The sequence below is a fragment of the Micromonospora sp. NBC_01699 genome (genome assembly GCF_036250065.1).
Lineage (GTDB): Bacteria > Actinomycetota > Actinomycetes > Mycobacteriales > Micromonosporaceae > Micromonospora_G.
Genome location: NZ_CP109199.1, coordinates 369,554 through 394,927 on the forward strand (window position 1 = coordinate 369,554; position 25,374 = coordinate 394,927).

Below are 25,374 nucleotides of genomic sequence, written 5' to 3' on the forward strand. Positions count from 1 at the left end.
GATGCGCCCAATGAACCCCCCATGATCACTATGTGAGGTCCTTATGACGACCACCACCCCGGAGGCCGCCGCCCCGGCGGCGACCACACCCCCGCGCAACGGCTTCGACCGGTACTTCGAGATATCCGCCCGTGGCTCGACGATCAGCCGCGAGATCAGGGGCGGTCTCGCCACCTTCTTCACGATGGCCTACATCGTGGTGCTCAACCCGCTGATCCTCGGCAACGCGGTCGACGGCGACGGTCAGAAACTGGCCATCCCGGCGCTCGCGGCGGCCACCGCCCTGGTCGCCGGGGTGATGACGATCCTGATGGGTGTTGTCGGCCGGTTCCCGCTCGCCCTGGCCGCCGGCCTCGGCGTGAACGCGCTGGTCGCGTACGAGATCGCCCCGCAGATGACCTGGGCCGACGCGATGGGCCTGGTGGTGATCGAGGGTGTGATCATCGCGATCCTGGTGCTGACCGGGCTGCGTACGGCGGTGTTCCACTCGGTGCCGACCCAGCTCAAGACCGCGATCGGGGTGGGCATCGGCCTGTTCCTGACCATCATCGGCCTGGTCGACGCCGGGTTCGTCCGGCGGATTCCGGACGCCGCCGGCACCACCGTCCCGGTCGGCCTGGGCATCAACGGCAAGCTGGTCACCTGGCCGGCGCTGGTCTTCGTGCTCGGCCTGCTGATCACCCTGGTGCTGGTCGTGCGCAAGGTCAGGGGCGCGATCCTGATCGGCATCGTGGCCTCGACCGTGCTGGCGATCGTGGTGGAGGCGATCACCAACGTGGGCCCGTCGTTCGTCGACGGCAAGCCGAACCCGCAGGGCTGGTCGCTGAACGTGCCGGAGTTGCCGGCGACCGTGGTCGACACCCCCGACCTGTCCCTGCTCGGCAACTTCAACGTGCTCGGCTCGTGGTCGACCGCCGGCTGGCTGGTCGCGCTGATGTTCGTCTTCACCCTGCTGGTCACCGACTTCTTCGACACGATGGGCACGATGGTGGCCGTCGGCCAGGAGGGCGACCTGCTGGACGAGAGCCAGACGCCACCGCGTACGCGGGAGATCCTGCTGGTCGACTCGATTGCGGCGGCGGCCGGCGGCGCGGCGAGCACGTCGAGCAACACCTCGTACATCGAGAGCGCGGCCGGGGTGGCGGAGGGTGCCCGTACGGGCGTGGCGAACCTGGTCACCGGCGGGCTGTTCCTGCTGGCGATGTTCCTCGCCCCGCTGGTCGTGGTGGTGCCGTTCGAAGCCGCGTCGACCGCGCTGGTGGTGGTCGGGTTCCTGATGATGACCGGGGTACGGAGCATCGACTGGACCGACTACGAGATCGCCGTACCGGCCTTCCTCACCATCGTGCTGATGCCGTTCACGTACTCGATCTCGAACGGGATCGGTGCCGGAATGATCACCTTCGTGGTGCTCAAGCTGGCCCGGGGCAAGGCGGGCGAGGTGCACCCGCTGCTGTACGGGGTGGCCGCGCTGTTCGTCCTGTACTTCCTGCGGGGTCCGATCGAGACGCTGATCGGCTGATCGGTTTGGCGTGCGCGGGCGGGGGACACTGGTAGTCGACGGGTCCCCCGCCCGTTCGCTGGTTCGGTGACCGTGGTCATAACAGTGGTCGTTAGCAAGGCTTATTAGTTAGGCTAACTATCGTGACGGAGCGGACGGTGATGGCGCAACGTGTGCCGCCCGCGCAGCTGGCCAGCCTGCTGCGCGATGCGATCACCCGGCTCAACCGACGGGTCCGGCAGTCCCGGCCGGTCGGCGAACTGACGCTGACCCAGTTGTCCGCCCTGACCAGCCTTGAGCTGGCGGGCGCGCTGAGTCCGCGTGAGTTGGCCGATACCGAACGGGTGCAGCCACCGACCATGACCAAGATCGTCGCGAAGTTGGAGGAGCGTGGCCTCGTACGCCGCACTCCGCACCCGACCGACCGGCGACAGGTCATCCTCTCGACGACCGAGTCCGGCCGCGAGGTGTTCGCCGATTTCGAGCGGGCCCGCAACGAGTGGCTGGGCCACCGGCTCGCCGAGCTGACGCCGGAGGAACGGGAGACGCTGCGGGAGGCCGCGGCGATCCTGCAAAAGGTGGCTCGCGCCTGATCGGCGCCACCAACCGGGTCCGCTTCGTCCGCCGTGGATGACGCGTACGACCCGAGGAGGCGCACCCCGAGTGCGGGCAAAACTAGGCACCACGTTCCAGTCCCTACAGGTTCGAAACTACCGGCTGTTCGCGATCGGTCAGCTCGCCAAGCTGATCGGCGTGTGGATGATGTTCACCGCGCAGGACTGGCTCGTACTCGATCTGTCCGACGACTCGGCCACCGCGCTCGGCTGGGTCACCGCACTACAGTTCACCCCCGTACTGCTGCTCACCCTGTTCTCCGGTCGGCTGGCCGACCGGTACGACAAGCGCCTGCTGCTGTTCATCGCCAACGCCGCCTGGTGCGTGCTGTCGCTCGCGATGAGCCTGCTGGTGGTCACCGGTGTGATCGAACTCTGGCACGTCTTCGTCTTCGCCGCCCTGCTCGGTACGGCCAACGCGGTCGAGACGCCGGTCCGCCAGTCGTTCGTCTCCGAACTCGTCGGCACCCCGCTGCTGCCGAACGCGCTCTCGCTGTCCGCGGCGACCTTCAACTCGGCCCGGATCATCGGCCCGGCCGTCGCCGGGGTGGCGATCGCCCTGTTCGACGTCGGGCCGGTCTTCCTGATCAGTGTCTTCGGCGCGCTCGCGCCGTTGATCGGCCTGGTCCGGATGCGCGGTGAGGAACTGCACCGGGAAGCCCTGCTGCCGATGGACGAACGCGCCCCGGCCAAGGTCATCGACGGCCTCCGGTACGTCCGGGTCCGGCCGGACCTGGTGCTGCCGATGGTGCTCATGTCGGTGATGGGGATGACCCTGTTCAACTTCCAGATCACCCTGGCCGCGCTCGCCAAGACCGTCTTCAACACCGGCGCGGCCTCGTTCGGGCTGTTCACCACGGCACTGGCCGTGGGTGCGCTCGGCGGGGCACTGGCCGGCAGCGGCCGGCGCAGCCGGCCGTCGGTCTGGGTGGTCCTCGGCGCCGCGGTGGCCTGCGCGGTCGCCGGCACCCTGGTCGGCGTGGCGACCACGTACTGGCTGGTCCTGGTGCTGCTGGTGCCGGCCGGTTTCCTGATGGTCTACTTCGCCCAGGCGTCCAACCAGCGGGTCCAGCTCGGTGTCGACGCCGCCTTCCGGGGCCGGGTGATGGCCCTGTGGGTGCTGGTCTTCCTCGGCACCAACCCGGTCGGCGCACCGGCGATCGGCTGGGTCGCCGAGCACGCCGGCGCCAACGCCGCCATCTGGATCGGCGGGCTCATCTCGCTGGCCGCCGCCCTACTGGCGGTGCTCTGGCAGTTGCGGCACGACAAGTCCCGGCTCCGGTTGCGGATCGCCCCGCTGCCGCGCTTCTACGTCGTACCCGCCGACGCCAACCAGGCGCGAACTGTCGTAGGTGTCTGATTGGTTGGTGGGATGGAAACGTCGCGCTATCTGGAGTGTCTCGCCGCCGACCACGCCCGGCTGGGCGCGGTCGCGGCGACCGGCCTCGCCGAGACCGTGCCGAGCTGTCCGGACTGGAGCGTCGAGGACCTGACCCGCCACGTGGCCCAGGTCTACCTGCACAAGGTCGAGTGCATGCGGACCGGGTCCGCGCCACAGACCTGGCCGCCGGACCTGTCCGGCGAGCCGCCACTCGCGCTCCTGGACCGGGCGTACGCGCAGCTGCGCGCCGAGTTCGCCGAGCGCAGCCCCGAATCGCCCGCCCACACCTGGTACGACCCGGACCAGACGGTGGCGTTCTGGATCCGTCGGATGGCGCAGGAGACGGTGGTGCACCGGGTCGACGCCGAGCTGGCCGCCGGGACCTCCGTCGCCGACATCCCGGACGACCTCGCGCACGACGGGATCGACGAGGTGCTCCGGGTGATGCTGGGCTACGGCACCCACCGCTGGCCGGAAGCCTTCACCGGCGTGCTGCCCAGCTCGACCGTCCGGCTGCTGGTCGACACCGGCGAGCAGAGCTGGCTGGTCCGCCTCGACGCCACGGGTGCGGTGGTCGAGCCGGGCTCGACGGACCAAGCGGTGCACGCCACCATCAGCGGTGCCCCGCCGGAGCTGTTGCTCTGGCTCTGGCGCCGCACCCCCGACGACGCCGTACGCCGCACCGCCGATCGCCACGCGGTCGACACGTTCCGGGCGGTGCTCGGCGCGGCGACCCAGTAGCGACCCGGCTCACTTTCCAAATCGGTGGCGTGCCCCGATCGTGGGGCCTAGCGTCGGAGGATGGCCGTCGTGCAGGTTTTCGTGCTGGCCCTGGCACTCCTGTCGCTGGTCTGCCTGCCGGCGTTGGTGGCCGCGATCCTCTGCGCCGACGAACTGGTCGACTGGCTCACCGCCGAGGCGGTCACCCGGCGGACCGGATGGCGGCAACGGCGGGAACTCGACCGCCTCGACCGGGCGTTCCGGGCCACGGCGGAGCCGGGTCGGCTCGACCCGACCGAGGTGGACCTACCCGGTGGCCCGGCCATCGAAGAGGTTGCCGCCGATCTGCGCCGGCTCGGCGGTCAGCGACTGGGCCGGCCGGCCCGGTCCGGCCCGGCGTACGGTGATCTGCTGCGGGCGTACGACGAGCAGTTGCGGGTGGCCAGCCGCGCACTGGGGGTGGCCGAACACCTGGCGGACCTCGACGGGCTGGACCGGGAGATCGAACGGGTCCGGGTCGAGGGCGAGTTGCAGGCCGCCGGCCTGGTTCTGTGCAGCGCCGACCGGGGTTCACCACCGTGACGACGCTGGTGAAGCGTGACGGCGTCGGAGACGAGCGAGGTGGTCCGGTGCGACTGTTCGTAGCGATCTACCCGGATCCGGCGGCACTGGCCGACCTCACCGGGCAACTGACCCGACTCCGGGTCGGTGCGGCATCCGCGTCCGGAGTCGACGTACGGCTGACGCCGCCCGATCACCTGCACCTGACCGTGGTGTTCGTCGGTGAGGTGGCCGAGAGCCGGTTACCCGGACTGCACTCGGCGCTCGACCGGGCGGCCCGTACCTGGCGGCCGTCGCCGGGCACCGACGGTTCGGTGGAGCTGGTCGGCACACCCCGGCTGCGACTGGGCGGGGGCGGCCTGTTCGGGGTGCCGCCGGAAACCGTGCTGTGGGTGGGGCTGCGCGGCGACGTCGACGCGCTGCACGCGGTGAGCGTGGCGAGCCGACGGGAACTCGCCGCCGTCGGGTTGCCAGCCGACCCACGGCCGTACGTGCCACACGTCACGTTGGCCCGACCGGGCAACCGGCTGTCCCCGGAGGCGGTTGAGGCGGACCGGGCCGCGCTGGACGGATACCTGGGTCCGGAGTGGCCGGCGACCGAACTGGTGCTGGTACGCAGCCGACCCGGCCCCCGACCGACCTACGACCGTCTGGCGGCCTGGCCGCTCTAGGCGCCGGGGTCAGGAGGTTTCGCGTTGGGCGGGACCGCTGCCGAACAGCACATCGTCCCAGCTCGGCAGCCGCTTGCGGGGCTTGCCGGACTGGTCGGTGGTTTCGTTCGTGGCCGCCGGGCCGGTGGTCCGACGCGGCCGGAGCACCGCCAGCGACGGCACGGCCGGCACCTCCTTCGGCAGGTCCGCGTCGTCGTCGAAGGCCGAACCCTGGCCCCCGCCGAGCAGAGCAGCGGCACCACCGGCGACCGGCCGGGGCCGGGGCGCCTCGTAGTTGGTGTGCGCGGCCGGTGAGACCGGTTCGAGCCCGCGACCGGCGCTCGACCCGAGCGGACGGTCGAGCGAGGCGAGCAGCGCGTCCCGACCGGCCCGGATCGGATCGCGGGTCGGACGGGGGGCGTGCTGGTCGCCGGTGGCCGCCGGCAGGCCGTGCCCACCGCGGGTCGGCTCGACCCGGGTGGGGCCGGGCAGGCCGTGTCCACCGCGCTCCGGCGTCGGCTCCTGGCCGAGGATCGGCGTGGGCCGCTCGGCGCAGAGGTACTGCGCCATGTCGTCGTGCGGCGAGACCATCTGCCGGGTCTTGTCGAGGTCCCAGACCGCCTGGGCGGTGGCCTTGCCCGACGGCCAGCTGGCGATGATCCGCCAGGTGCCGTCGTCGCGCCGGTAGGCGTCCCAGGAGATCTTCTCGGTGTCGATGCTGTGCTGGGCGAGCCGGCCGTCGACCACCTCGGCGAGCGGAACGCTCTTCTCCGAGTTCTTCAGCCGGGTACGCCGCGCGTGCTGGGCGACCATCGCCCGCTCCTGTAGGACCGGGCCGGCGTAGCGCAGCACCCGGTCGACCGGGACACCGGCGATCCGGGCGACGTCCTCGGCGGACTCACCGGCCCGGATGCGGGCCTGGATGTCCCGTGGCGACAGTGAGGCCACCGGGTCCTGGGCGGGGGAGACCACCGTCAGTGGAGTGCCACCCGGTTCGGCGTGCAGAACCGTGGCAACCCGCTCGTCGATGGGGAGCGCGAGCAGGCGGCCCACCTCGTCGGCAAGCACCAAGGCCTGGCCGTCCTCGGAGAGGGCGACGAAGCGTACCGGTCGCATCGCGTTGCCTCCGTCCCGCTTGCTCGGCCCACGCCACGAGCCAGCCACCCGGGCGTCCTCGACACACGGTACGCCCGTCCGCCCGCGCGTGGGGGATGCCACGCCCGCATGTCGCGGGTGAGCTGCACGAACGATCTATGAACAGCCGGCGGAGCCGGACATCCGACACCCGTACGAAACCGATGGGTGTCGGATGTCCCGACCCGACGGTGTCAGAGCGCGGCGACCACGTGGTCGACGCAGGCGGTCAGCGCCTCGACGTCGGCCGGTTCCACGGCCGGGTAGAGCGCGATCCGCAACTGGTTGCGGCCCAGCTTCCGGTACGGCTCGATGTCCACGATCCCGTTGGCCCGCAACACCTTCGCGATCACCGCCGCGTCCACCCGGTCGACGAAGTCGATGGTGGCGACCACGTTCGAGCGGAGCCCCGGATCGATCACGTACGGGGTCGCGACCTCGGACCGCTCGGCCCAGCCGTACACGATGGCGGCGCTCTCGGCGGTGCGCTTGGCCGCCCAGGCCAGCCCGCCCTGCGCGTTCATCCAGTCGGTCTGTTCGGCGGCCAGGAAGATGGTCGCCAGCGCCGGGGTGTTGTAGGTCTGCTCCAACCGGGAGTTGTCGATCGCGGTGACCAGGTCGAGGAAGGCCGGGATGTAGCGACCGGACTGCTTGATCTCGCCTGCGCGGGCCAGCGCGGCCGGGGACATCAGCGCGAGCCAGATGCCGCCGTCGGAGGCGAAGCACTTCTGCGGGGCGAAGTAGTAGACGTCGCTCTCGCGTACGTCGACGTCGAGTCCACCGGCGGCGGAGGTCGCGTCGACCAGCAGCAGCGAGTCCGGGTCGGCACCGGCGACCCGGCGGACCGGGACCGCGACACCGGTGGAGGTCTCGTTCTGCGGGGTGGCGTAGACGTCGACCCCGGCCTCGGCGAGCAGTGCCGGGGCGGAGCCGGCCTCGGCCTTGCGTACGGTCGGCGTACCGAGGAAGGGCGCGTCGGTGACCGCCTTGGCGAACTTGGCGCCGAACTCGCCGAAGTTGGCGAACTGGGCCCGGTCGCGGACCAGACCGAAGGTGGCCACGTCCCAGAAGGCGGTGCTGCCGCCGTTGCTCAGCACGACCTCGTACCCCTCGGGCAGGGAGAAGAAGTCGGCGAGGCCCCGGCGCAGCCGGGCGACCTGGTCGCGTACGGTCCGCTGCCGGTGGGAGGTGCCGAGGAATGTCGTCGCCACGTCGGCGAGCGCGGAGACGGCCGCCGGGCGGATCTTGGACGGGCCGGCGCCGAACCGACCGTCGGCGGGTTTCAACTCGTCGGGGATCCTGATGGTCGATGGGTCAGCCACGGTTATCGACGATCCTTCCGATGGGCCGGCGCGGCCCGGGAGCTGGGATGCGAGGGCTCCGGGCCCACGGGCGGCGGGCGCCGGGGCCGGATCCATGGATGTCCGGCGACGTTGCCGAGCCCTCATCCTCGCACTACCGGGGCTCCCGACCCGTCGTTGTCCCGCCGCCCCGGTGAGTCGTCCGCCACACCGCGGATCGGCCCGGTGCGGCGCCACGGCGACAAAACGGCGGTGGCCCACCCGACCGGAGTCGAATGGGCCACCGTGGTGGTCGGGATCACACCCCGTGTACGACCGCGTCCCAGCCCTCGACGTCGGCCGGCTTGCGGGTGCCGGGGCCGATGTAGCGGGCGGCCGGGCGGACCAGCCGGCCGAGCCGCTTCTGCTCCAGGATGTGCGCGCTCCAGCCGCCCATCCGGGCGCAGGTGAACATCGAGGTGAACATGTGCGCCGGCACCTCGGCGAAGTCGAGTACGACCGCCGACCAGAACTCGACGTTGGTGGCCAGTACCCGGTCCGGCTTGCGGGCCTGCAACTCGGCCAGGGCGGCCTTCTCCAGCGCCTCGGCGATCTCGAAGCGCGGCGCGCCCAGTTCCTTGGCCGTACGCCGCAGCACCCGCGCCCGCGGGTCCTCGGCCCGGTAGATCCGGTGGCCGAAGCCCATCAGTCGCTCGCCCCGGTCGAGTACGCCCTTGACGTACCCCTCGGCGTCGCCGCTGCGCTCGACGGCCTCGATCATGTGCAGTACCCGGGACGGCGCCCCGCCGTGCAGCGGGCCGGACAGCGCCCCGATGCCGGACGAGATGCAGGCTGCCGCGTCGGCGCCGGTGGAGGCGACGATCCGGGCGGTGAAGGTGGAGGCGTTCAGGCCGTGTTCGGCGGCGGAGATGAAGTACGCGTCGACGGCCTTGACGTGCCGGGGGTCCGGCTCGCCGCGCCAGCGCTTCATGAACCGCTCGACGATCGTCTGCGCCTTGTCGATCTCCTTCTGCGGTACCGCCGGCAGGCCCAGGCCACGGGCGGACTGGGCGACGAAGGACAGGGCGGTGACGGAGACCCGGGCGAGGTCCTCGCGTACCTGCTCGTCCTTGATGTCGAGCAGCTGGTCGAGGCCCCAGTACGGGGCGAGCATCGCGACCGCGGACTGCACGTCCACCCGGATGTCGCCGGAGTGCACCGGCACCGGGAACGGCTCGGCCGGCGGCAGTCCGGGGCCGAATCGGCCGTCCACGAGCAGGGCCCAGACGTTGCCGAAGGAGACCTGCCCGATCAGATCCTCGATGTCGACGCCTCGGTAGCGCAGCGAGCCGCCCTCTTTGTCGGGTTCGGCAATCTCGGTCTCGAAGGCGATCACGCCTTCCAGCCCCGGCTTGAAGTCGGACATTTTGCTCTCCTGGATCTGCATCGTCCGTACACCCGGGGCTCATCGGCGTAACCCGGAGCTCCTTAGGCGACCCTCAGGGATGTATTTCGTGCCATCTTGCCTGGTGAGTAACTGACTTTGCGACCCGAACGGGTTGTGCTACGCACAACACACCCGCTGCCGGCCGGCCGGCCCGGATCCATCGACTGCCGGCAAACCGGCTGGCCGGTGTCGGTTCGTACAGGTCGAGGCGGGTGCAGCAGGATGGTCGAATGACCGGGGACGATGGTCGGGTGACCGGAGACACAGTGCGACCGGCGGCGCTGCGCCGCGACTATTCCGTGGACCGTGGCCTGGATCGCGCCGACCTGGCCCCGGACTGGTACACCCAGTTCGACCGCTGGTTCGCCGACGCGGTCGCCGCCGGTCTGCCCGAGCCGAACGCGATGGTGGTCGCCACCGCGGACGCCGCCGGCCGGCCGAGCGGCCGGACCGTACTGCTCAAGGGGTACGACGAGCGGGGCCTGGTGTTCTTCACCAACTACGGGTCACGCAAGGGCACCGAAGCGCTCGCGAACCCGTACGCCAGCCTGGTCTTCCCGTGGTTTCCGATGCAGCGGCAGGTGGTGGTCGTCGGGTCGGTGGAGCCGGTCGACCGGGCCGAGACCGAGACCTACTTCGCCAGCCGGCCGCGCGGTTCCCGGCTCGGCGCGTGGGCCAGCCCACAGTCGCGGGTGCTGCCGGACCGGGAAACCCTCGACGCCGGTTACCGGGCGGTGGCGGAGCGGTTCGGCGAGCAGACACCGATCCCGCCGCCGCCGCACTGGGGCGGTCTGCGGGTGGTGCCGGAGACGGTGGAGTTCTGGCAGGGGCAGGCCAGCAGGCTGCACGATCGGCTGCGCTACCGTCGAGCCGACGAACAGGGGTGGATCATCGAACGACTGGCACCATGAGTTCCGAACCGGGCTCCGCGCAGGACTCCCGGCAGCTCCTCGAAGACCGGCAAAACGGTCAGCAGAGCCACGCAGACCGGAAACTCGCAGCAGGGAAGAAATCCAAGGCACCGTCGCGGTGGGCGATCGACGTACGCCCGCTCCGGGTGCCCGCGTACCGTCGGTTGTGGGTCGGCAACGGTGTGTCGATGTACGGCATGCAGTTCACCGCGGTCGCCGTACCGGTGGAGATGTACAGCCTGACCCGCGACTCGCTCTGGGTCGGCCTGCTCGGGCTCGCCACCCTGGTCCCGTTGGTGATCTTCGGCATCTGGGGCGGTGCCGTCGCCGACGTGATGGACCGCCGCAAGCTGCTGCTGGTCAGCACCGCCCTGACCTGGCTCACCACGCTCGGCCTGCTGGGCCAGGCGGTGTTCGAGGTGGGCAGCCCGCTGCTGCTGCTCGGCCTGGTCGCGGTCCAGTCGGCCGCGTTCGGGATCAGCTCACCGGCCCGCCAGGCGATCATCACCCGGCTGGTGCCGACCCCGCTGGTACCGGCCGCGCTGACCCTCGGTTTCACCACCTCGCAGGCCGCCGGGGTGGCCGGACCGCTCACCGCCGGTCTGATCTTCTCCGCCTGGACGCCGGCCACCGGACTGCCGCTGGCGTACGGGGTGGACGCCGTGCTGTTCACCGTGTCGCTCTGGGCCACCTACCGGCTGCCGTCGCTGTCCCCGCTGGTCGAGGCCGGTCAGCCGGTCGACGGCGCACCGCCGGCTCCCCGCCGGGCCGGGCTGCGCACCATCGCGGACGGCTTCCACTACCTGGCCACCACGCCGGTGCTGCTGCTCTCCTTCGCCATCGACATCATCGCCATGGTGCTGGCCATGCCGCGCAGCCTCTTTCCCGAGGTGGCCGACGAGCGGTTCGGCGGCGGGGCGGCGATCGGCCTGCTCTACAGCGCGATCGCCATCGGGTCGGTGCTCGGCGGGCTCACCTCGGGCTGGATCGGGCGGATCCAGCGCCAGGGTCTGGCCCTGGTCGTCGCGGTGGTCGGCTGGGGGGTGAGCATCGCGCTCGCCGGGCTGGCGCACCAGCTCTGGTTGGTGGTCGGGCTGCTCGCCCTGGCCGGCGCCGCCGATCTGGTCAGCTCCGTGTTCCGGCAGTCGATGTTGCAGGTCTACGTGCCGGACCGGATGCGCGGGCGGTTGCAGGGTGTCAACATCACCGTGGTCGCCGGCGGTCCCCGGCTCGGTGACCTGCGGGCCGGGCTGATGGCCTCCTCGTTCGGGGTGGGGTTCGCCTGGGTCGGCGGTGGACTGGCGGTCGTCGTGCTGGCCCCGCTGCTCGCGCTCGCCTTCCCGGCCCTGCTGCGCTACCGGGCACCGGCCACCCCGGCGGAATAGAGCCGCTGGTGACCGGGTTGCCGGGTGACCGGGCGGCGGGCCGGGACAACCGATATCGTCCCGGCATGGACAACGTCGAAACCGGGCCCCGCCCGCTGTCCGGAACACAGTGGACGATCACGGGCGGCGGCCAGCAGGCCGTCGTGGTGCAGGTGGGCGGGGGACTGCGCGCCTACCGGGTGGGCGGCGTCGACTACCTCGACGGGTACGCCGACGACGAGGTCTCGCCCGGCAGCGCCGGGCACGTGCTCGCGCCGTGGCCGAACCGGATCCGGGACGGGCAGTACAGCTTCGGCGGTCGGGCGTACCAGCTTTCGCTGACCGAGCCGGACAAGCAGACGGCGATCCACGGGTTGGTCAACTGGCTGCCCTGGCAGCTGCTGGAGCAGGCCCCGGACGCGGTCACGGTCGGCTGCGAGCTGCCGGCGCAGATCGGCTACCCGTGGCCGCTGCGCCTCCGCACCCGGTGGTCGGTCGGTCCGGACGGGCTGCGGGCCGAGCACGAGGTGACCAACCTCGGCGCCCAGGAGGCCCCGTTCGGGCTGTCCGTGCATCCGTACCTGCGGCTGCCGGGGGTGCCGGTCGACGAGGTGCGGGTACGGGTGCCGGGGCGCAGCCGGCTGCTGGTCGACGGGCGGATGCTGCCGATCGGTGAAATCAAGGTCACCGGCAGCGAGTACGACTTCACCGAGCCCCGCCGGATCGGCGACGCGGTGCTGGACGTCACCTTCGGCGACGTGGACCAGGGACCGGACGGCTCCAGCGTGACGCTCACCGGCCCGGCCGGGGCGCCCACGGTCGACGTCTGGGCCGACCCGGCGTTCGGCTGGTGGCAGGTGTTCACCGGGGACACCCTGACCGGGGAGCGGTACCGGCGTTCGGTCGCGGTGGAGCCGATGACCTGCCCGCCGGACGCGTTCCGGTCCGGTCGGGACGTGATCGTGCTGGCCCCGGGCGGGACCTGGCGGGCGAGCTGGGGCATCCGCCCCGGCGCCGAATAGCCGGGCGGCGGGCGACCGGATGGACTTCACGGAGGTCGTACGGCGGCGGCGGATGGTGCGCAACTACGACCCGGACCGACCGGTCCCGCCGGCGGTGGTCGACCGGCTACTGGACCACGCGGTACGGGCACCGTCGGCCGGCTTCGCCCAGGGCTGGGGCTTCCTGGTGCTGGAGGAGGCCGCCGACCGGGACCGGTTCTGGGCGGCGACCAGCCCGGAGCGGGCCGGTCGGGGGCGATGGCTCGACGGGATGCGGCGGGCGCCGCTGATAGTGGTGCCGCACGCCAACCGCTCGGCCTATCTCAACCGGTACGCCGAGCCGGACAAGGGCTGGGTCGATCGGGACGAGAACCGGTGGCCGGTGCCGTACTGGTATGTCGACACCGGGTTCGCCGCACTCCTTATGCTGCTCACCGCGGTTGACGAGGGGCTCGGCGCGTGTTTCTTCGGAATCCCGCCGGAACGTCTCGCGGCCTACCGGGAGGCGTTCGGCGTACCGGAGGAATTTGCGCCGATCGGCGCGGTCACCATCGGTTATCGCGCTCCCGATCATCGGTCGACGTCGTTGAATCGGGGTCGTCGGCCGGTCGAACAGGTTGTGCATCGCGGTCAATGGAGTTGACCGGTTGGCCGGTGGCTGCCGGTCAGGCAGTAACGAAATCGACATCCGGGAACAAACCGCAATGTCGTTGCCGGTCGCTAGGCTGACACCGGCTTTCGGTTTGGCTGCCGGCGTCATCGGGCGTGGTGGGGCGCGGTCGAACCGGCACGGCCAAACTGGCACGGTGAAACGGCAGGGCCGGCTCGGCCACGGGGAGGGGAGCGTACCGTCGTGATCTTCAAAGCGGTTCGGGACGGACGTCCCTACCCGGACCACGAGTTCACCCTGAAGCAGTGGGCGGAGATCCCACCGCGGCCGATCCGGCTCGACCAACTCATCACGACAAAGCGGGAGCTGGCGCTCGACAAGCTGCTCGCCGAGGACTCCACCTTCTACGGCGATCTGTTCCCGCACGTGGTGCAGTGGAACAACCACCTCTACCTGGAGGACGGCCTGCACCGGGCGCTGCGCGCGGCGTTGCAGCAGCGCAACCAGATCCACGCCCGGGTGCTCGTGCTCGGGGTGGCGCAGTGAGCAGCCCGCCGGAATCGGCCCTGGACCTGCTCGACCTGGACGCGCTGCTGTCCGAGGAGGAACGGCAGATCCGTTCGGTGGTGCGTCGGCTGGTCGACGACCGGGTCCGCCCGCACATCGCCGAGTGGTACGAGTCCGGCCGGGCGCCGATCCGGGAGCTGGCGGTCGAGTTCGGCAAGCTGGGCCTGCTCGGCATGCACCTGACCGGCTACGGCTGCGCCGGCGCGTCGGCGGTCGCGTACGGGCTGGCCTGCCTGGAGCTGGAGGCGGGCGACTCCGGGCTGCGGTCGCTGGTGTCGGTGCAGGGCTCGCTGGCCATGTACGCGATCTGGCGGTACGGCAGCGAGGAGCAGAAGCGGTCCTGGCTGCCCACGATGGCCACCGGCGAGACGATCGGCTGCTTCGGCCTGACCGAACCCGACCACGGCTCGGATCCCGCCTCGATGGCGACCCGGGCCCGGCGCGACGGCACCGACTGGGTGCTGACCGGCACCAAGATGTGGATCACCAACGCCCCGCTGGCCGACCTGGCGGTGGTCTGGGCCCGCACCGACGACGGCGTACGCGGCTTCGTGGTGCCGCTGGACAGTGCCGGGGTGACCGCCCGCGAGATCGGGCACAAGATGTCGCTGCGTGCCTCCTCAACGGGTGAACTCGTGCTCGACGGGGTAAGGCTGCCGGCGGCGGCCCAGTTGCCGGCGGCGACCGGGCTGAAGGCGCCGCTGTCCTGCCTGACCGAGGCGCGGTTCGGCATCGTCTGGGGTGCGCTCGGCGCGGCCCGGGACTGCCTGCGGGTCGCGCTCGACTACGCGGTCAACCGGACCCAGTTCGGCCGACCGATCGCCGGCTTCCAGCTCACCCAGGCGAAGCTGGCCGACATGGCGGTCGAGCTGCAAAAGGGCTACCTGCTGGCGCTGCACCTGGGCCGGCTGGCCGACACCGGTGCGCTGCGGCCGGACCAGGTCAGCGTCGGCAAGCTGAACAACGTACGGGAGGCACTCGCCATCGCCCGGCAGTGCCGCACGATCCTCGGCGCGAACGGGATCAGCGGGGAGTACCCGGTGCTGCGCCACGCCAGCAACCTGGAGACCGTGCTGACCTACGAGGGCACCTCGGAGATCCACCAGCTGGTGATCGGCCAGCGGTTGACCGGGATCGCCGCGTTCAACTGACCGTCCCATCGGGTACATGCACGGCAGTGGTCGTGTTGTCGTACCCGACCCGTACCGTTTGTAGCAGGCAAACGGTCTGATGAGGACGGTGAGGGCAGATGTCCCGTAGCGGAGATGTCAACGAGCCCACCCGGGAGTACCCGGAGTACACGCAGGGTAAGGCGCCAGCGGTGCAGGGCAAGGCGGCGCCGACCGTACCGGCCCAGGATCGGCGCTGGGCCGCCGACGCCGGGGATGCCGACCAATCGGCCGACCACCCGGTCGACCCCGACCGTGGGCCGGACCCGACCCAACCCGAGCCGCTGGTCACCACCACCCCGGCGCGCGGGCGCGGACTGTTCTGGTTGGCCGGTGCGCTCGTCGTGGTGCTGGTGCTGGTCCTCGGCGTACGGGCGACCGGGTTGTGGCCGACCTGGCGGAACCCGTTCGCGCAGGAGACGACCGACCGGAGCCAGCCGCCGTTGCTCAAGTCGATCCAGGACCTGAGCCGCTACGTGGCCGCGGAGGGCAACTTCCAGGTGGTGATCGACCTACAGCAGGACCGCAAGTACGTGCCGGATTTCCTGCTCAACGAACGTACCCTTTTTGTCGGGGCCGGGTCTGTTGAGGCATATGTCGATTTCGCGAAGATTTCCGAGGGCGGCGTGATCGAATCCGCCGACCGGAAGTCGGTCGAGATCAGGTTGCCCGCGCCGCAACTCGGCGAGACCAATCTCGATCTGGAGAAAAGCTACGTCTTCGCGGAGGACCGGGGCCTGCTGAACCGGCTCGGTGAGGTCTTCGGCGGCGACCCCAACCGGCAGCGCGAGGTCTACCAGAAGGCGGAGGAGAGCATCTCCGCAGCGGCCCGGGACAGCGGACTCAGTGACAGGGCGCAGGAGAACACCCGGAAAATGCTTGAGGGTCTGCTGCGCTCGCTGGGCTACGAGAAGGTGACCGTGACCTATACCGCTCCCTGAGCGTAGGAGCTCGATGACTCGGTGTCATCCCAGGTCAACCGGCCGCGCCGGGTATTCTCCTAGCGTTCCCTGGTGGCGTATCACCGGGTGCGGGATGTGGCGGTAGGATCCAGCGGCGTCTTGAGAAGGCGGCCGACGGAGCACCGCGCTGCCCTCGCCGCCCGGCCCCTCGCCAATCGACACACCGAGAAATCGAATCGGGAGAAACGCCTGTGGCACTTTCTGTTGCCGGAGACGAGATCGAGGTTACCGTCCTGCTGCCCTGCCTGAACGAGGCGGAGACGCTGGAGATCTGCGTCACCAAAGCTGTCCGGGCGCTCGCCGAACTGGGTGTGGTGGGCGAGGTCCTGGTCAGCGACAACGGGTCCACCGACGGCTCGCAGGAGATCGCCACCCGGGCCGGGGCGCGGGTGTCCCACGCGCCGATCCGCGGCTACGGCGGCGCACTGCTCAACGGCATCGAGCAGGCCCGAGGCAAGTACATCATCATGGGCGATGCGGATGATTCGTACGATCTGTCCAACCTTGAGCCGTTCATCCGTGAACTGCGCGCCGGGCACGACATGGTCATGGGCAACCGGTTCCGCGGCGGCATCGCCAAGGGTGCGATGCCGCCGCTGCACCGCTACCTCGGCAACCCGGTGCTGTCCTGGCTGGGGCGCCGGCTGTTCGGCCTGCGCAACGTCGGCGACTTCCACTGCGGGATCCGGGGCTTCAACCGGGACCGCATCCGGGACCTGCACCTCTGCATGCCGGGCATGGAGTTCGCCTCCGAACTGGTGGTCCGGGCCGCGCTCAACAACTACGACATCGTCGAGGTGCCGACCACGCTCCAGAAGGACGGCCGCAGCCGTCCGCCGCACCTGCGTACCTGGCGGGACGGATGGCGGCACCTGCGCTTCCTGCTCGTCTTCGCACCGCGCAAGACGCTGATCTGGCCGGGGCTGGTGCTCGTCGTGCTGGGCCTGCTCGGCACCGCGACGCTGTCCTTCGGGCCGCTACAGGTGGCCGGGGTCGGCTTCGACATCAGCACCATGGTCTACACCTGCCTGGCCGTCCTGACCGGTGCGCAGCTACTGCTCTTCGGCGTCTTCGCGCTGCTCTACGGTCACACCGAGGGGATCACCAACCAAGCCCAGGTCGCCTGGTGGGGCAGGTGGGTACGGTTCGAGACCTGCACCGCCGCCGGCCTGCTCCTGATCCTGCTCGGGCTGGCCGGGTCGGTGCTCGCGGTCACCGCGTGGGGAGCCAGCGGCTTCGGCGAGCAGAACCTCGCCGAGACCCTGCGGGTCGTGCTGCCCTCGTCCACGGTGATCGGCCTGGGCGTGACGGTGCTCTTCTCCGGCCTCTTCGCCAGCCTGCTCAACCTGCGTCGGGTCGGCCCGAGCGCGCCGGTCGCCACGACGCCGGTCGACGATGCGCGCAGCGACAGCGACCTCGCCCCGGCCCGCGGCTGAGTACGCGATGACAGTGCAGACCACGCCCGACGGGTCGGCCAAGCCGACCGGCCCGGTCCGGCCGAACCGGGCCGACGAGTCCGACGAGGCGAACGTGCCGACCGAAGACCGCGACGCGGCCGAGTCCGGGGCATCCGCGCCGGCCGGGTCCGCCGCACCGAAGACGGAGTCGCCCGCGCCGGCAGCCGTCGAACCGGCGGCCGCCGACACCACCGAGACCACCTCGGGCAGTGGGCGGCGGTTGCCGAACTGGCTGGCCAACGGTGGCACGGTCGCCGTACTCACCTGGCTTGTCGCGACCCCGGTCGCGATCGTGATCCCCCGGCTGATCGACCGGGATCCGTTCTCGGCGGGCGCGTCCACGATCCCGCTCGCCGGGGCGTTCATCCTGATCATCGGGGTGTTCGTGCTGGCCATGCGTCGGTCCGGGGACGCGGTGGCCGGTCTGGCGGCCGGTCTGGGCGCGGCCTGGACCGTGCTGATGCTGCGTTCGGCCCTCAACGGCACCCCGTTCGGCTTCGCCGGCCTGGTCGGCGACATGGGCCGGATGTCGGCGTCGGCGACCCGCTACACCACCACCATCGCCTCCAGCGACACCCTGGTCCAGGGGCTGCCGTCGGAGTACCCGCCGTTCTACGCCTGGCTGGTCGGCCGCGCGTCGGTCGTGCTCGACGAGCCGGCCTGGCGGCTGCTCGCCGACGCCGAGGTGCTCTTCAGCTCGCTGGCGGTGCTGGCCGCGTTCGTGCTGTGGCGCCGGCTGGTCGGGCCGTGGATCGCCCTGGCCATCGCCGCCCTGACGTTGGTCACCTGGTCGGACCCGCGCAAGGCGTTCGAGGTACTGACGCTGGCGATCTTCGTACCGTGGGCGTTGGAGGTCTTCGCCCGCCCGGCCCGGCGCCGGATGCACTGGCTGCCGGCCGGCATCCTCGGCGGCTTCATCGTGATCACCTACCAGGCGTGGATGGTCTACGGGGCGATCGGCCTGATCACCCTGATCGTGGTCGCCTGGCGGACCGAGCCGGACCGGTGGGCGTACCTGCGCCGGCTGGGCCTGATCGTGCTGGTCTCGTTCGTGGTGGCGTCCTGGTACATCGTGCCGTTCGGCTGGGACAGCCTGACCAAGGGCGGGCAGTCGATCTCCGACCTGTACGTCTCCGGCTCGCTGAACTCCGGCCTCTTCCCGTTCCTCGACTTCAACCCGCTCGGGCTGCTGAACCTCGTCGGGCTGATCGGTCTGGTCTGGCTGTGGCGTTCGGTCTGGTGGGCCCGCCCGCTGCTGCTGCTGATCATCTCGGCGTACGGCTACCGGATCCTGTCGATGATCCGGTACGTGCTGACCCAGCACACCGGGTTCCTGCACTACACGGCCCGGCTCTACGGGGTGCTGCTCACCATCGCCGGGGTCCTGGTGCTGGCGCACCTCGTCCCGATCGTGCTACGCCGGTTGCGGCTGACCCCGCCCCGGCTGGCCGGTGCGGGGCTACTCGCGGTCGTGCTCGCCTGGACCGCGACCGGCTTCACCACCACCTGGATGCCCGAGAGCGGCAGCAAGTACGCGATCATGGCGCACAGCGAACCGCTGCCCGGCGGCGGCTACCCGGTCTACGCCCCGGACGAGGATCTCCGTACCGGCTTCCCGATCACCGAGGTGGAGCGGGCGGTCGAAGGTGTGCTCGGACCGAAGGCACAGCCGGTCACGCTCGCCATCGACGACCGGGTCTTCTCGTACCTGCCCTGGCCCGGGTTCGTCGACAACGACCGCACCGCCGGCAGCACCCTGTCCCGCTGGGACGACCGGTTCGCCGAGGTGCAGAAGCTGGCCGCCACCCGGGACCCGGCGGCGTTCGCAGCCAGGGCCGCCGATGTCGGCGGGTTCGGGCCGATCCAGGTCTTCGTGCTCGGCGAGCAGCCGGACGGCTGGGTCTGGCGCGGTAACCGGTTCTCCCCGGAGCAGTTCTCGTCCCAGTACTGGACCGTGATCGACAATCTGCCGCAGGACGTCGTGGTCGCCGTCCGGCGCTGACCGCGGGCCGAGGCCCCACCGGGCCGAGCCGGCCCGGCAGGACCACGATCGGGGCCGTACCCAGCGGGGTGCGGCCCCGATCCACGTTCAGTGGGCGACGTACGCCTGCTGGTGGTCCTCGTTCGGCAGGATGATCCACAGTGCGATGTAGAGCAGCACCTGCGGGCCGGGCAGGATCACCGAGAGCACGAACAGAAGCCGGACCAGGCCGGTGGAGAGGCCGAAGCGGCGGGCCAGCCCGGCGCAGACTCCGGCGATCATCCGGCCGTCGCGGGGTCGTGCAAGCTTGCGACTCATGGTCGTCTTCTCCAACTCTGCGGCGGTCCGCCGCGTCTGAATCCACCGTACGAACCGACATCCACCGCCGACCTCCTCACTGAGGGCGATTCGGCGCATCCGTACCCGTAGGTGCTTACCCCGGTTGGCCGCATCGGACGCATGCTCGGGATGACGGGTAGGCTCGCCGCTCGGTGCTGGCCGGACCGACGGCAACGGAGCCGGATGCGGCAGAGCCAGCGGCGGGAGGAGGATCGATGATCAGCGTCTTCGATCTGTTCACGGTAGGGATCGGGCCGTCCAGCTCACACACGGTCGGGCCGATGCGCGCGGCGCGTACGTTCGCCGCCGGGCTCAAGGCCGACGGGCTGCTCTCCGGCACGGCCAGGATCCACGCCGAACTCTTCGGCTCGCTCGGCGCCACCGGGCACGGCCACGGCAGCGACCGGGCGGTCCTGCTCGGGCTGGCCGGTGAGGCACCCGAGACCGTCGACCCGGACCTGGTCGACGGTGCGGTGGCCGAGATCCGCCGCACCGGGCGGCTGGCCGTCCTCGGCGCGCACACCATCGACTTCGATCCGGCCCGGGACCTGGTGCTGCACCGCCGCCGGGCGCTGCCGTACCACCCGAACGGGATGACCTTCACCGCGTACGACGAGGCCGGTGAGGCGGTACGGGACCGGACGTACTACTCGGTCGGTGGTGGCTTCGTGGTCGACGAGGCGGCGGCCGGCGCGGACCGGATCAAGCCGGACCCGACCAGGGTGCCGTACCCGTTCAGCACCGGGGCGGAACTACTGAAGGTGACCGAGGAGACCGGGCTGTCGATCAGCGGGGTGATGTTCGCCAACGAGCGGGCCCGGCGCGGCGCCGACGAGATCCGTACCGGCCTGCTGGAGATCTGGCGGGTGATGCAGGAGTGCGTCGAGCGGGGCAGCCACCGGGACGGGGTGCTGCCGGGCGGGCTCAAGGTGCGCCGGCGGGCGGCGGAGCTGCGGCGGTCCCTGGCGACCGAACGCGGGGCCGGCTGGTCGGGCACCGGCGGTTCGGAGGACCCGCTGCGGGTGATGGACTGGGTCACCCTGTTCGCGCTCGCGGTGAACGAGGAGAACGCCTCCGGCGGCCGGGTGGTCACCGCGCCGACCAACGGTGCGGCCGGCATCATCCCGGCGGTGCTGCACTACTACACCCGGTTCGTGGCCACCGCGTCGCCGGACGGCGTGGTCCGGTTCCTGCTGGCCGCCGCGGCGATCGGGGTGCTGTTCAAGGAGAACGCCTCGATCTCCGGGGCCGAGGTCGGCTGCCAGGGCGAGGTCGGCTCGGCCTGCTCGATGGCGGCGGCCGGTCTGGCCGAGGCGCTCGGCGGCACGCCCGCCCAGGTGGAGAACGCGGCCGAGATCGGCATGGAACACAACCTGGGTCTGACCTGCGACCCGGTCGGCGGACTGGTGCAGATCCCGTGCATCGAGCGGAACGCGGTGGCGAGCATCAAGGCGATCACGGCGACCCGGCTGGCGCTGCGCGGGGACGGCGTACACACGGTCTCCCTGGACAAGGTCATCAAGACCATGCGGGAGACCGGGGCGGACATGAAGGTCAAGTACAAGGAGACCGCACGGGGTGGTCTGGCGGTCAATGTCATCGAGTGCTGACGGTTGATGGATCCGCGCTCCGGAGCGCTCGCGCAGGCCCGGCACCGCCTACCGAGCGTGCTGACCGACTGCTAACCTATGGCGCGTCAGCGGCCCGCTTGAAGCGGGGCCCGCAGCCGCGCTCCAGGTTGCCGTGTCCGAGATTCCGGCACGAGACGCGGGAGCACAATAGCTGTTAGGGCGGTCGCGGACGGTGACCGGGAGAGGTCGACACGTGATTCGTACCGGACGCGTCGGTGGATCTCTCCGGCGCAGCCGCCCTCGATCATTCCTCGGTTCGGGAAGGCGGCCATGACAACGAGCGTCGCGAGTATGTGGGGCCATCGCAACGCGCTGCGGCTGCTGGTCCGCCGGGACCTGGCGGTCAAGTACCAGCAGTCGTTCCTGGGCTACTTCTGGTCGCTGCTCGAACCGCTCGCGATGGGCGGCATCTACTGGTTCGTCTTCGGTGTCCTCTACAACACCAGCAACCACGCCGGCCCGGCGAAGGACTCGTACCCGCTGTTCCTGGTGACCGGCATCTTCGCCTGGATGTGGACGAACTCCGCGATCGGTGAGGCCACCAGCGCGCTCACCGGCCAGGCCCGGTTGATCACCACGATGAAGGTGCCCCGCGAGGTCTTCCCGATCGGGCGGGTCATCGGCCGCTTCGCGGAGTACGTCGCCGGCCTGCCGGTGCTGGTAGTGCTCGCCGCGTACTTCGGTGAACTGCACTTCGGCTGGGAACTGCTCGCGCTGCCGCTGGCGGTGCTGCTGATGACCATCCTGCTCACCGGCGTCGCGCTGCTGCTGTCGTCGCTGAACGTGCTGCTGCGGGACGTGGACCGGCTGATGAAGCTGTTCACCCGGCTGCTGTTCTACGGCACCCCGATCATCTACCCGTTGCAGCTCGTCCAGGACTCCGGAATGCCGGGCTGGGTGAAGATCGTCTACGAGCTGAACCCGCTGGTCGGCATCTTCGAGCTGTTCCGCGCCATCTGGTACCCGTCGGAATTCCCCGACGCCAGTCTGCTCGCCGTCTCGGTGGTCGGCAGTCTGGTGCTGTTCTTCGGCGGCTGGTGGGTCTTCCGCCGGCTAGAGCCCGCCGTGCTCAAGGAGCTGTAGTGAGCAAGCCGATCATCGAGGCGCACAACCTCGGCATCCAGTTCGTTCGCAACCGGCGGCGGCAGCTACGCCTGCGGGAGATGTTCATCCACCGCGGTGGGCGGCAGCCGAAGGCGGACGAGTTCTGGCCACTGCGCAACGTGTCGTTCGAGGTCCAGCCGGGCGACGCGGTCGGCGTCATCGGCCGCAACGGCACCGGCAAGAGCACGCTGCTCCGGCTGATCGCCGGGGTGCTGATCCAGGACGAGGGCACGATCACCGTACGCGGTGAGGTCGCGCCCCTGCTGGAGCTCTCCGCCGGCTTCTCCAACGACCTCACCGGCCGGGAGAACGTGCACCTGGTCGGGTCCCTGCACGGGCTCAGCTCGCAGTACCTGAAGACCAGGTTCGACGACATCGTGTCGTTCGCCGGTGACCAGGTTGAGAAGGCCATCGACACACCGGTACGGCACTATTCGTCCGGTATGAAGGTCCGGCTGGGCTTCTCGGTGATCTCCCACCTCCAGCACCCGATCCTGCTGATGGACGAGGTGATGGCGGTCGGCGACACCGAGTTCCGGAAGAAGTGCTACTCCACCATCGAGCGGATGCTCGGTGAGGGCCGCTCGCTGGTGCTGGTCTCGCACAACGAGAACGACCTGACCCGGTTCTGCACCCGTGGGCTCTACTTCAACGCCGGCCAGCTGGAGATCGACGGCACCGTCCGGGAAGCGCTCGACGCGTACAACAACGTCGTTCGGACCTGACCCCGGCCGTCTTCGTGGGCACCTGCCCGATACACCGGGCGGGTGCGGCTCCGGGGTGGTTGGCTGGACCCGATGACCCTGATCACCTTTGTCGTACCGGCCTACCGGGTCGAGGGCTACCTGCGGGAATGTCTCGACTCGATTCTCGGGCAGCCGTTGCACGACATCGAGGTGATCGGGGTCGACGACCACTCCCCGGACAGCAGTGGCGAGATCTTCGCCGAGTACGCCGCCCGCGACCCCCGGCTGACGGTGGTGTCGCTGCCGGAGAACGTGGGTCTGGGCGAGGCGCGCAACATCGGGCTCGACCGGGCCCACGGCGAGTACGTCTGGTTCGTCGACAGCGACGACTGGCTCGTGCCCGACTGCCTGCCGACGGTGGCCCGGCAACTGCGGGAGACCTCCCCGGAACTGCTGATCGTCGACCACGTCCGGGTGTACTGGGACAACTCGGTGCTGGGCAGCGCCATGCCGGAGCTGTTCCCGGACCTGCCGGGTTCGACCACGGTCAACCTGCGGCAGCGGCCGGAACTGATCCAACTGCTGCACACCGCCTGGAACAAGCTGGTCCGGCGGGACTTCCTGGTCGATCTCGGGCTCCGCTTCGGGCCCGGCTGGTACGAGGACGTGTCGTTCACGTACCCGCTGATGGTGGCGGCGGAGCGGATCGGCGTACTCGACCTGGTCTGCGTCAACTACCGGCAGCGCCGGTCCGGCGCGATCACCCGTACCCGGGGGGACCGGCACTTCGAGGTCTTCCTGCACTGGCGCCGGGTGTTCGAGCTGATGGACGAGTGGGGGCCACGGGTCGACGACCTGCGCCCGCTGCTCTTCCAGCGGATGATCTGGCACTACCTGACCATCCTCGGCAACGGCGACCGGCTCGCCCCGAAGCTGCGGCCGGCGTTCTTCGCCCGGATGGTCGCCGACTACCGGCGGTGGCTGCCGGCGGGCGGTTACCCCGTGCCGGCGGGCGCCGAGGGGCTCAAGCACCGGCTGGTCGCCCGGGGCAACTGGCGTACGTTCAGCGCCCTGCGTACGGCGTACCTGGTCCGGGGCCGGTTGCGCGACGGCGCCGGCGCGGCCCGGCGGACGGTGAAACCACCGGTCCGCCGGTCGGCCCGGCTCGGCCGCGACGCCGTCCTGCGCGGCTACTACCGGGCCCAGCTGCTGCTGCCGATGGACCCGTCGCTGGCCCTCTACGCCGCCTACTGGTACCGCGGCTACACCTGCAACCCGGCGGCGATCCACGCCAAGGCCCGCGAGCTGGCCCCGCACATCCGGGGCGTCTTCGTGGTCCGCCGCGACCGGGTGTCGAGCCTGCCGCCCGGCGTGCGGTACGTCGTCGCCGGCACACCCGCCTACTACCGGGCGCTGGCGCGGGCGAAGTGGCTGGTCAACAACGTCAACTTCCCCGACTATGTGGTCAAGCGGCCCGGTTCCGTGCACATCCAGACCCACCACGGCACCCCGGTCAAGGTGATGGGCCTGGACCAGCAGCGGTACCCGGCCGGCGCGCCGGGGATGCGGTTCACCAGGCTGCTGCGCCGGATCGACCGGTGGGACTTCAGCATCAGCTCGAACACCTTCTCCACCCAGATGTGGCACCGGGCGTACCCGGCGAACTACGTCGCGCTCGACACCGGCTACCCGCGCAACGACCGGCTGGCCAACGCGACCGCCGAGGAGGTCGCGCAGATCCGGGCCGATTTCGGCTTCGCAGCCGGGGACCGGGTGGTGCTCTACGCGCCGACCCACCGGGAACACCTGCCCGGCTACCGGCCGCCGTTCGACCCGACCGAGTTCGTCGAGGCGCTCGGCCCCCGGGGTCGGCTGCTGATGCGCAGCCACTACTTCCACGACCGGGAGGTCGCCGGTGTCCTCGGCGCCGCCGGCCGGGTCCTGGACGTCAGTGACCACCCGTCGGTCGAGGACCTCTACCTCGCCGCCGACGTGCTGGTCACCGACTACTCGTCGGCGATGTTCGACTACGGCACGCTGGACCGGCCGATCGTGATCTACGCCCCGGACTGGGACGCGTACCGGCTCGCCCGTGGGGTCTACTTCGACGTCACCGCGCAACCGCCGGGGGCGGTCGCCACCGGTTTCCCGGACCTGCTGGACCTGTTCCGCACCGACGCGGTCGACAACGACGCGGCCACGAACGCCCGAACCCGGTTCCGGGCCCGGTTCTGCGCCCTGGACGACGGCCGGGCCGCCGAGCGGGTGGTACGCCGGACGCTGCTCGGCGAGCCCGGCTGACCC

At 70.7% G+C, this 25,374-nt stretch carries 23 protein-coding genes; 19 read left to right on the top strand and 4 right to left on the bottom strand.

Annotation, left to right across the window (positions count from 1 at the left end):
* The first annotated feature begins 43 nt into the window (after window positions 1–43).
* The 6 genes from OG792_RS01730 (at window position 44) to thpR (ending at window position 5,448) form a co-directional block, all read left to right on the top strand.
* Entirely contained in the window at window positions 44–1,522 is a 1,479-nt protein-coding gene (locus OG792_RS01730) for an NCS2 family permease (RefSeq protein ID WP_329106677.1), read from the top strand.
* A 122-nt stretch (window positions 1,523–1,644) separates the two neighbouring features.
* Complete coding sequence (locus OG792_RS01735) at window positions 1,645–2,094, top strand: MarR family winged helix-turn-helix transcriptional regulator (RefSeq protein ID WP_329106679.1); 450 nt, start codon at window positions 1,645–1,647, stop codon at window positions 2,092–2,094.
* A gap of 70 nt (window positions 2,095–2,164) precedes the next feature.
* On the top strand, window positions 2,165–3,475 hold the full coding sequence (locus OG792_RS01740) for an MFS transporter (RefSeq protein WP_329106681.1): 1,311 nt from the start codon (window positions 2,165–2,167) through the stop codon (window positions 3,473–3,475).
* Window positions 3,476–3,487: 12 nt separating this feature from the next.
* On the top strand, window positions 3,488–4,237 hold the full coding sequence (locus tag OG792_RS01745) for a maleylpyruvate isomerase family mycothiol-dependent enzyme (RefSeq protein WP_329106683.1): 750 nt from the start codon (window positions 3,488–3,490) through the stop codon (window positions 4,235–4,237).
* A 60-nt stretch (window positions 4,238–4,297) separates the two neighbouring features.
* A complete protein-coding gene (locus OG792_RS01750; protein WP_329106684.1) occupies window positions 4,298–4,798 on the top strand; it encodes a hypothetical protein in 501 nt (166 codons plus the stop codon).
* A gap of 47 nt (window positions 4,799–4,845) precedes the next feature.
* Entirely contained in the window at window positions 4,846–5,448 is a 603-nt protein-coding gene (gene thpR / locus OG792_RS01755) for an RNA 2',3'-cyclic phosphodiesterase (RefSeq protein WP_329106686.1), read from the top strand.
* Window positions 5,449–5,457: 9 nt separating this feature from the next.
* Here thpR and sepH read toward each other — a convergent pair whose 3' ends face one another.
* From sepH to OG792_RS01770, 3 genes are all read right to left on the bottom strand, one after another.
* Window positions 5,458–6,543, bottom strand: a complete 1,086-nt coding sequence (sepH, locus tag OG792_RS01760; RefSeq protein WP_329106688.1) for a septation protein SepH — start codon at window positions 6,541–6,543, stop codon at window positions 5,458–5,460.
* A gap of 212 nt (window positions 6,544–6,755) precedes the next feature.
* The gene (gene serC, locus OG792_RS01765) at window positions 6,756–7,883 is read right to left on the bottom strand and encodes a phosphoserine transaminase (protein WP_329106690.1); all 1,128 of its coding nucleotides are present in this window, start codon (window positions 7,881–7,883) and stop codon (window positions 6,756–6,758) included.
* Window positions 7,884–8,160: 277 nt separating this feature from the next.
* The gene (locus tag OG792_RS01770) at window positions 8,161–9,267 is read right to left on the bottom strand and encodes a citrate synthase 2 (protein WP_329106692.1); all 1,107 of its coding nucleotides are present in this window, start codon (window positions 9,265–9,267) and stop codon (window positions 8,161–8,163) included.
* 251 nt (window positions 9,268–9,518) lie between these two features.
* On the opposite strand from OG792_RS01770, the gene pdxH reads away from it, so the two are divergent.
* From pdxH to OG792_RS01815, 9 genes are all read left to right on the top strand, one after another.
* The gene (gene pdxH / locus OG792_RS01775) at window positions 9,519–10,199 is read left to right on the top strand and encodes a pyridoxamine 5'-phosphate oxidase (protein WP_329106695.1); all 681 of its coding nucleotides are present in this window, start codon (window positions 9,519–9,521) and stop codon (window positions 10,197–10,199) included.
* Window positions 10,196–11,584 carry an MFS transporter gene (locus OG792_RS01780; protein WP_329106697.1) on the top strand — a complete coding sequence of 463 codons (1,389 nt, stop codon included), beginning with the start codon at window positions 10,196–10,198 and terminating at the stop codon, window positions 11,582–11,584. Before pdxH ends, OG792_RS01780 begins: the two co-directional genes overlap by 4 nt.
* A 65-nt stretch (window positions 11,585–11,649) precedes the next feature.
* A complete protein-coding gene (locus OG792_RS01785) occupies window positions 11,650–12,585 on the top strand; it encodes an aldose 1-epimerase family protein (protein ID WP_329106699.1) in 936 nt (311 codons plus the stop codon).
* A gap of 19 nt (window positions 12,586–12,604) precedes the next feature.
* Window positions 12,605–13,207 carry a nitroreductase family protein gene (locus OG792_RS01790; RefSeq protein ID WP_329106701.1) on the top strand — a complete coding sequence of 201 codons (603 nt, stop codon included), beginning with the start codon at window positions 12,605–12,607 and terminating at the stop codon, window positions 13,205–13,207.
* A gap of 210 nt (window positions 13,208–13,417) precedes the next feature.
* Window positions 13,418–13,720 carry a type II toxin-antitoxin system VapB family antitoxin gene (locus OG792_RS01795; protein WP_329106703.1) on the top strand — a complete coding sequence of 101 codons (303 nt, stop codon included), beginning with the start codon at window positions 13,418–13,420 and terminating at the stop codon, window positions 13,718–13,720.
* Window positions 13,717–14,892, top strand: coding sequence for an acyl-CoA dehydrogenase family protein (locus tag OG792_RS01800; protein ID WP_329106704.1), 1,176 nt, complete (start codon window positions 13,717–13,719; stop codon window positions 14,890–14,892). Before OG792_RS01795 ends, OG792_RS01800 begins: the two co-directional genes overlap by 4 nt.
* A 98-nt stretch (window positions 14,893–14,990) precedes the next feature.
* Window positions 14,991–15,851: a DUF4230 domain-containing protein gene (locus OG792_RS01805; protein ID WP_329106706.1), complete on the top strand. Its 861-nt coding sequence runs from the start codon at window positions 14,991–14,993 to the stop codon at window positions 15,849–15,851.
* 212 nt (window positions 15,852–16,063) lie between these two features.
* Entirely contained in the window at window positions 16,064–17,308 is a 1,245-nt protein-coding gene (locus tag OG792_RS01810; RefSeq protein ID WP_329106708.1) for a glycosyltransferase family 2 protein, read from the top strand.
* Between the two features lie 7 nt (window positions 17,309–17,315).
* The gene (locus tag OG792_RS01815) at window positions 17,316–19,331 is read left to right on the top strand and encodes an arabinofuranosyltransferase (protein WP_329106710.1); all 2,016 of its coding nucleotides are present in this window, start codon (window positions 17,316–17,318) and stop codon (window positions 19,329–19,331) included.
* An 87-nt stretch (window positions 19,332–19,418) separates the two neighbouring features.
* Here the strand turns inward: OG792_RS01815 and OG792_RS01820 are convergent, their stop codons facing one another.
* A complete protein-coding gene (locus tag OG792_RS01820) occupies window positions 19,419–19,628 on the bottom strand; it encodes a PspC domain-containing protein (RefSeq protein WP_329106712.1) in 210 nt (69 codons plus the stop codon).
* 236 nt (window positions 19,629–19,864) lie between these two features.
* On the opposite strand from OG792_RS01820, the gene OG792_RS01825 reads away from it, so the two are divergent.
* The 4 genes from OG792_RS01825 (at window position 19,865) to OG792_RS01840 (ending at window position 25,371) form a co-directional block, all read left to right on the top strand.
* Window positions 19,865–21,259 carry an L-serine ammonia-lyase gene (locus OG792_RS01825; RefSeq protein ID WP_329106714.1) on the top strand — a complete coding sequence of 465 codons (1,395 nt, stop codon included), beginning with the start codon at window positions 19,865–19,867 and terminating at the stop codon, window positions 21,257–21,259.
* Between the two features lie 291 nt (window positions 21,260–21,550).
* Window positions 21,551–22,363 (top strand): ABC transporter permease, encoded by an 813-nt coding sequence (locus OG792_RS01830; protein WP_329106716.1) that lies wholly within the window; start codon window positions 21,551–21,553, stop codon window positions 22,361–22,363.
* Window positions 22,363–23,109 (top strand): ABC transporter ATP-binding protein, encoded by a 747-nt coding sequence (locus OG792_RS01835; protein ID WP_329106718.1) that lies wholly within the window; start codon window positions 22,363–22,365, stop codon window positions 23,107–23,109. The genes OG792_RS01830 and OG792_RS01835 overlap by 1 nt, the downstream gene beginning before the upstream one ends.
* A 72-nt stretch (window positions 23,110–23,181) precedes the next feature.
* Window positions 23,182–25,371, top strand: a complete 2,190-nt coding sequence (locus tag OG792_RS01840; protein WP_329106720.1) for a bifunctional glycosyltransferase/CDP-glycerol:glycerophosphate glycerophosphotransferase — start codon at window positions 23,182–23,184, stop codon at window positions 25,369–25,371.
* Window positions 25,372–25,374: the final 3 nt, after the last annotated feature.

Coding starts and splice junctions, on each gene's coding strand:
- OG792_RS01840 (WP_329106720.1), top strand. CDS start 23,182: ATGACCCTGATCACCTTTGTCGTACCGGCCTACCGGGTCGAGGGCTAC.
- OG792_RS01830 (WP_329106716.1), top strand. CDS start 21,551: ATGACAACGAGCGTCGCGAGTATGTGGGGCCATCGCAACGCGCTGCGG.
- OG792_RS01780 (WP_329106697.1), top strand. CDS start 10,196: ATGAGTTCCGAACCGGGCTCCGCGCAGGACTCCCGGCAGCTCCTCGAA.
- sepH (WP_329106688.1), bottom strand. CDS start 6,543: ATGCGACCGGTACGCTTCGTCGCCCTCTCCGAGGACGGCCAGGCCTTG.
- OG792_RS01805 (WP_329106706.1), top strand. CDS start 14,991: ATGTCCCGTAGCGGAGATGTCAACGAGCCCACCCGGGAGTACCCGGAG.
- pdxH (WP_329106695.1), top strand. CDS start 9,519: ATGACCGGGGACGATGGTCGGGTGACCGGAGACACAGTGCGACCGGCG.
- OG792_RS01770 (WP_329106692.1), bottom strand. CDS start 9,267: ATGTCCGACTTCAAGCCGGGGCTGGAAGGCGTGATCGCCTTCGAGACC.
- OG792_RS01820 (WP_329106712.1), bottom strand. CDS start 19,628: ATGAGTCGCAAGCTTGCACGACCCCGCGACGGCCGGATGATCGCCGGA.
- OG792_RS01730 (WP_329106677.1), top strand. CDS start 44: ATGACGACCACCACCCCGGAGGCCGCCGCCCCGGCGGCGACCACACCC.
- OG792_RS01825 (WP_329106714.1), top strand. CDS start 19,865: ATGATCAGCGTCTTCGATCTGTTCACGGTAGGGATCGGGCCGTCCAGC.
- OG792_RS01785 (WP_329106699.1), top strand. CDS start 11,650: ATGGACAACGTCGAAACCGGGCCCCGCCCGCTGTCCGGAACACAGTGG.
- OG792_RS01750 (WP_329106684.1), top strand. CDS start 4,298: ATGGCCGTCGTGCAGGTTTTCGTGCTGGCCCTGGCACTCCTGTCGCTG.
- OG792_RS01745 (WP_329106683.1), top strand. CDS start 3,488: ATGGAAACGTCGCGCTATCTGGAGTGTCTCGCCGCCGACCACGCCCGG.
- OG792_RS01815 (WP_329106710.1), top strand. CDS start 17,316: ATGACAGTGCAGACCACGCCCGACGGGTCGGCCAAGCCGACCGGCCCG.
- OG792_RS01790 (WP_329106701.1), top strand. CDS start 12,605: ATGGACTTCACGGAGGTCGTACGGCGGCGGCGGATGGTGCGCAACTAC.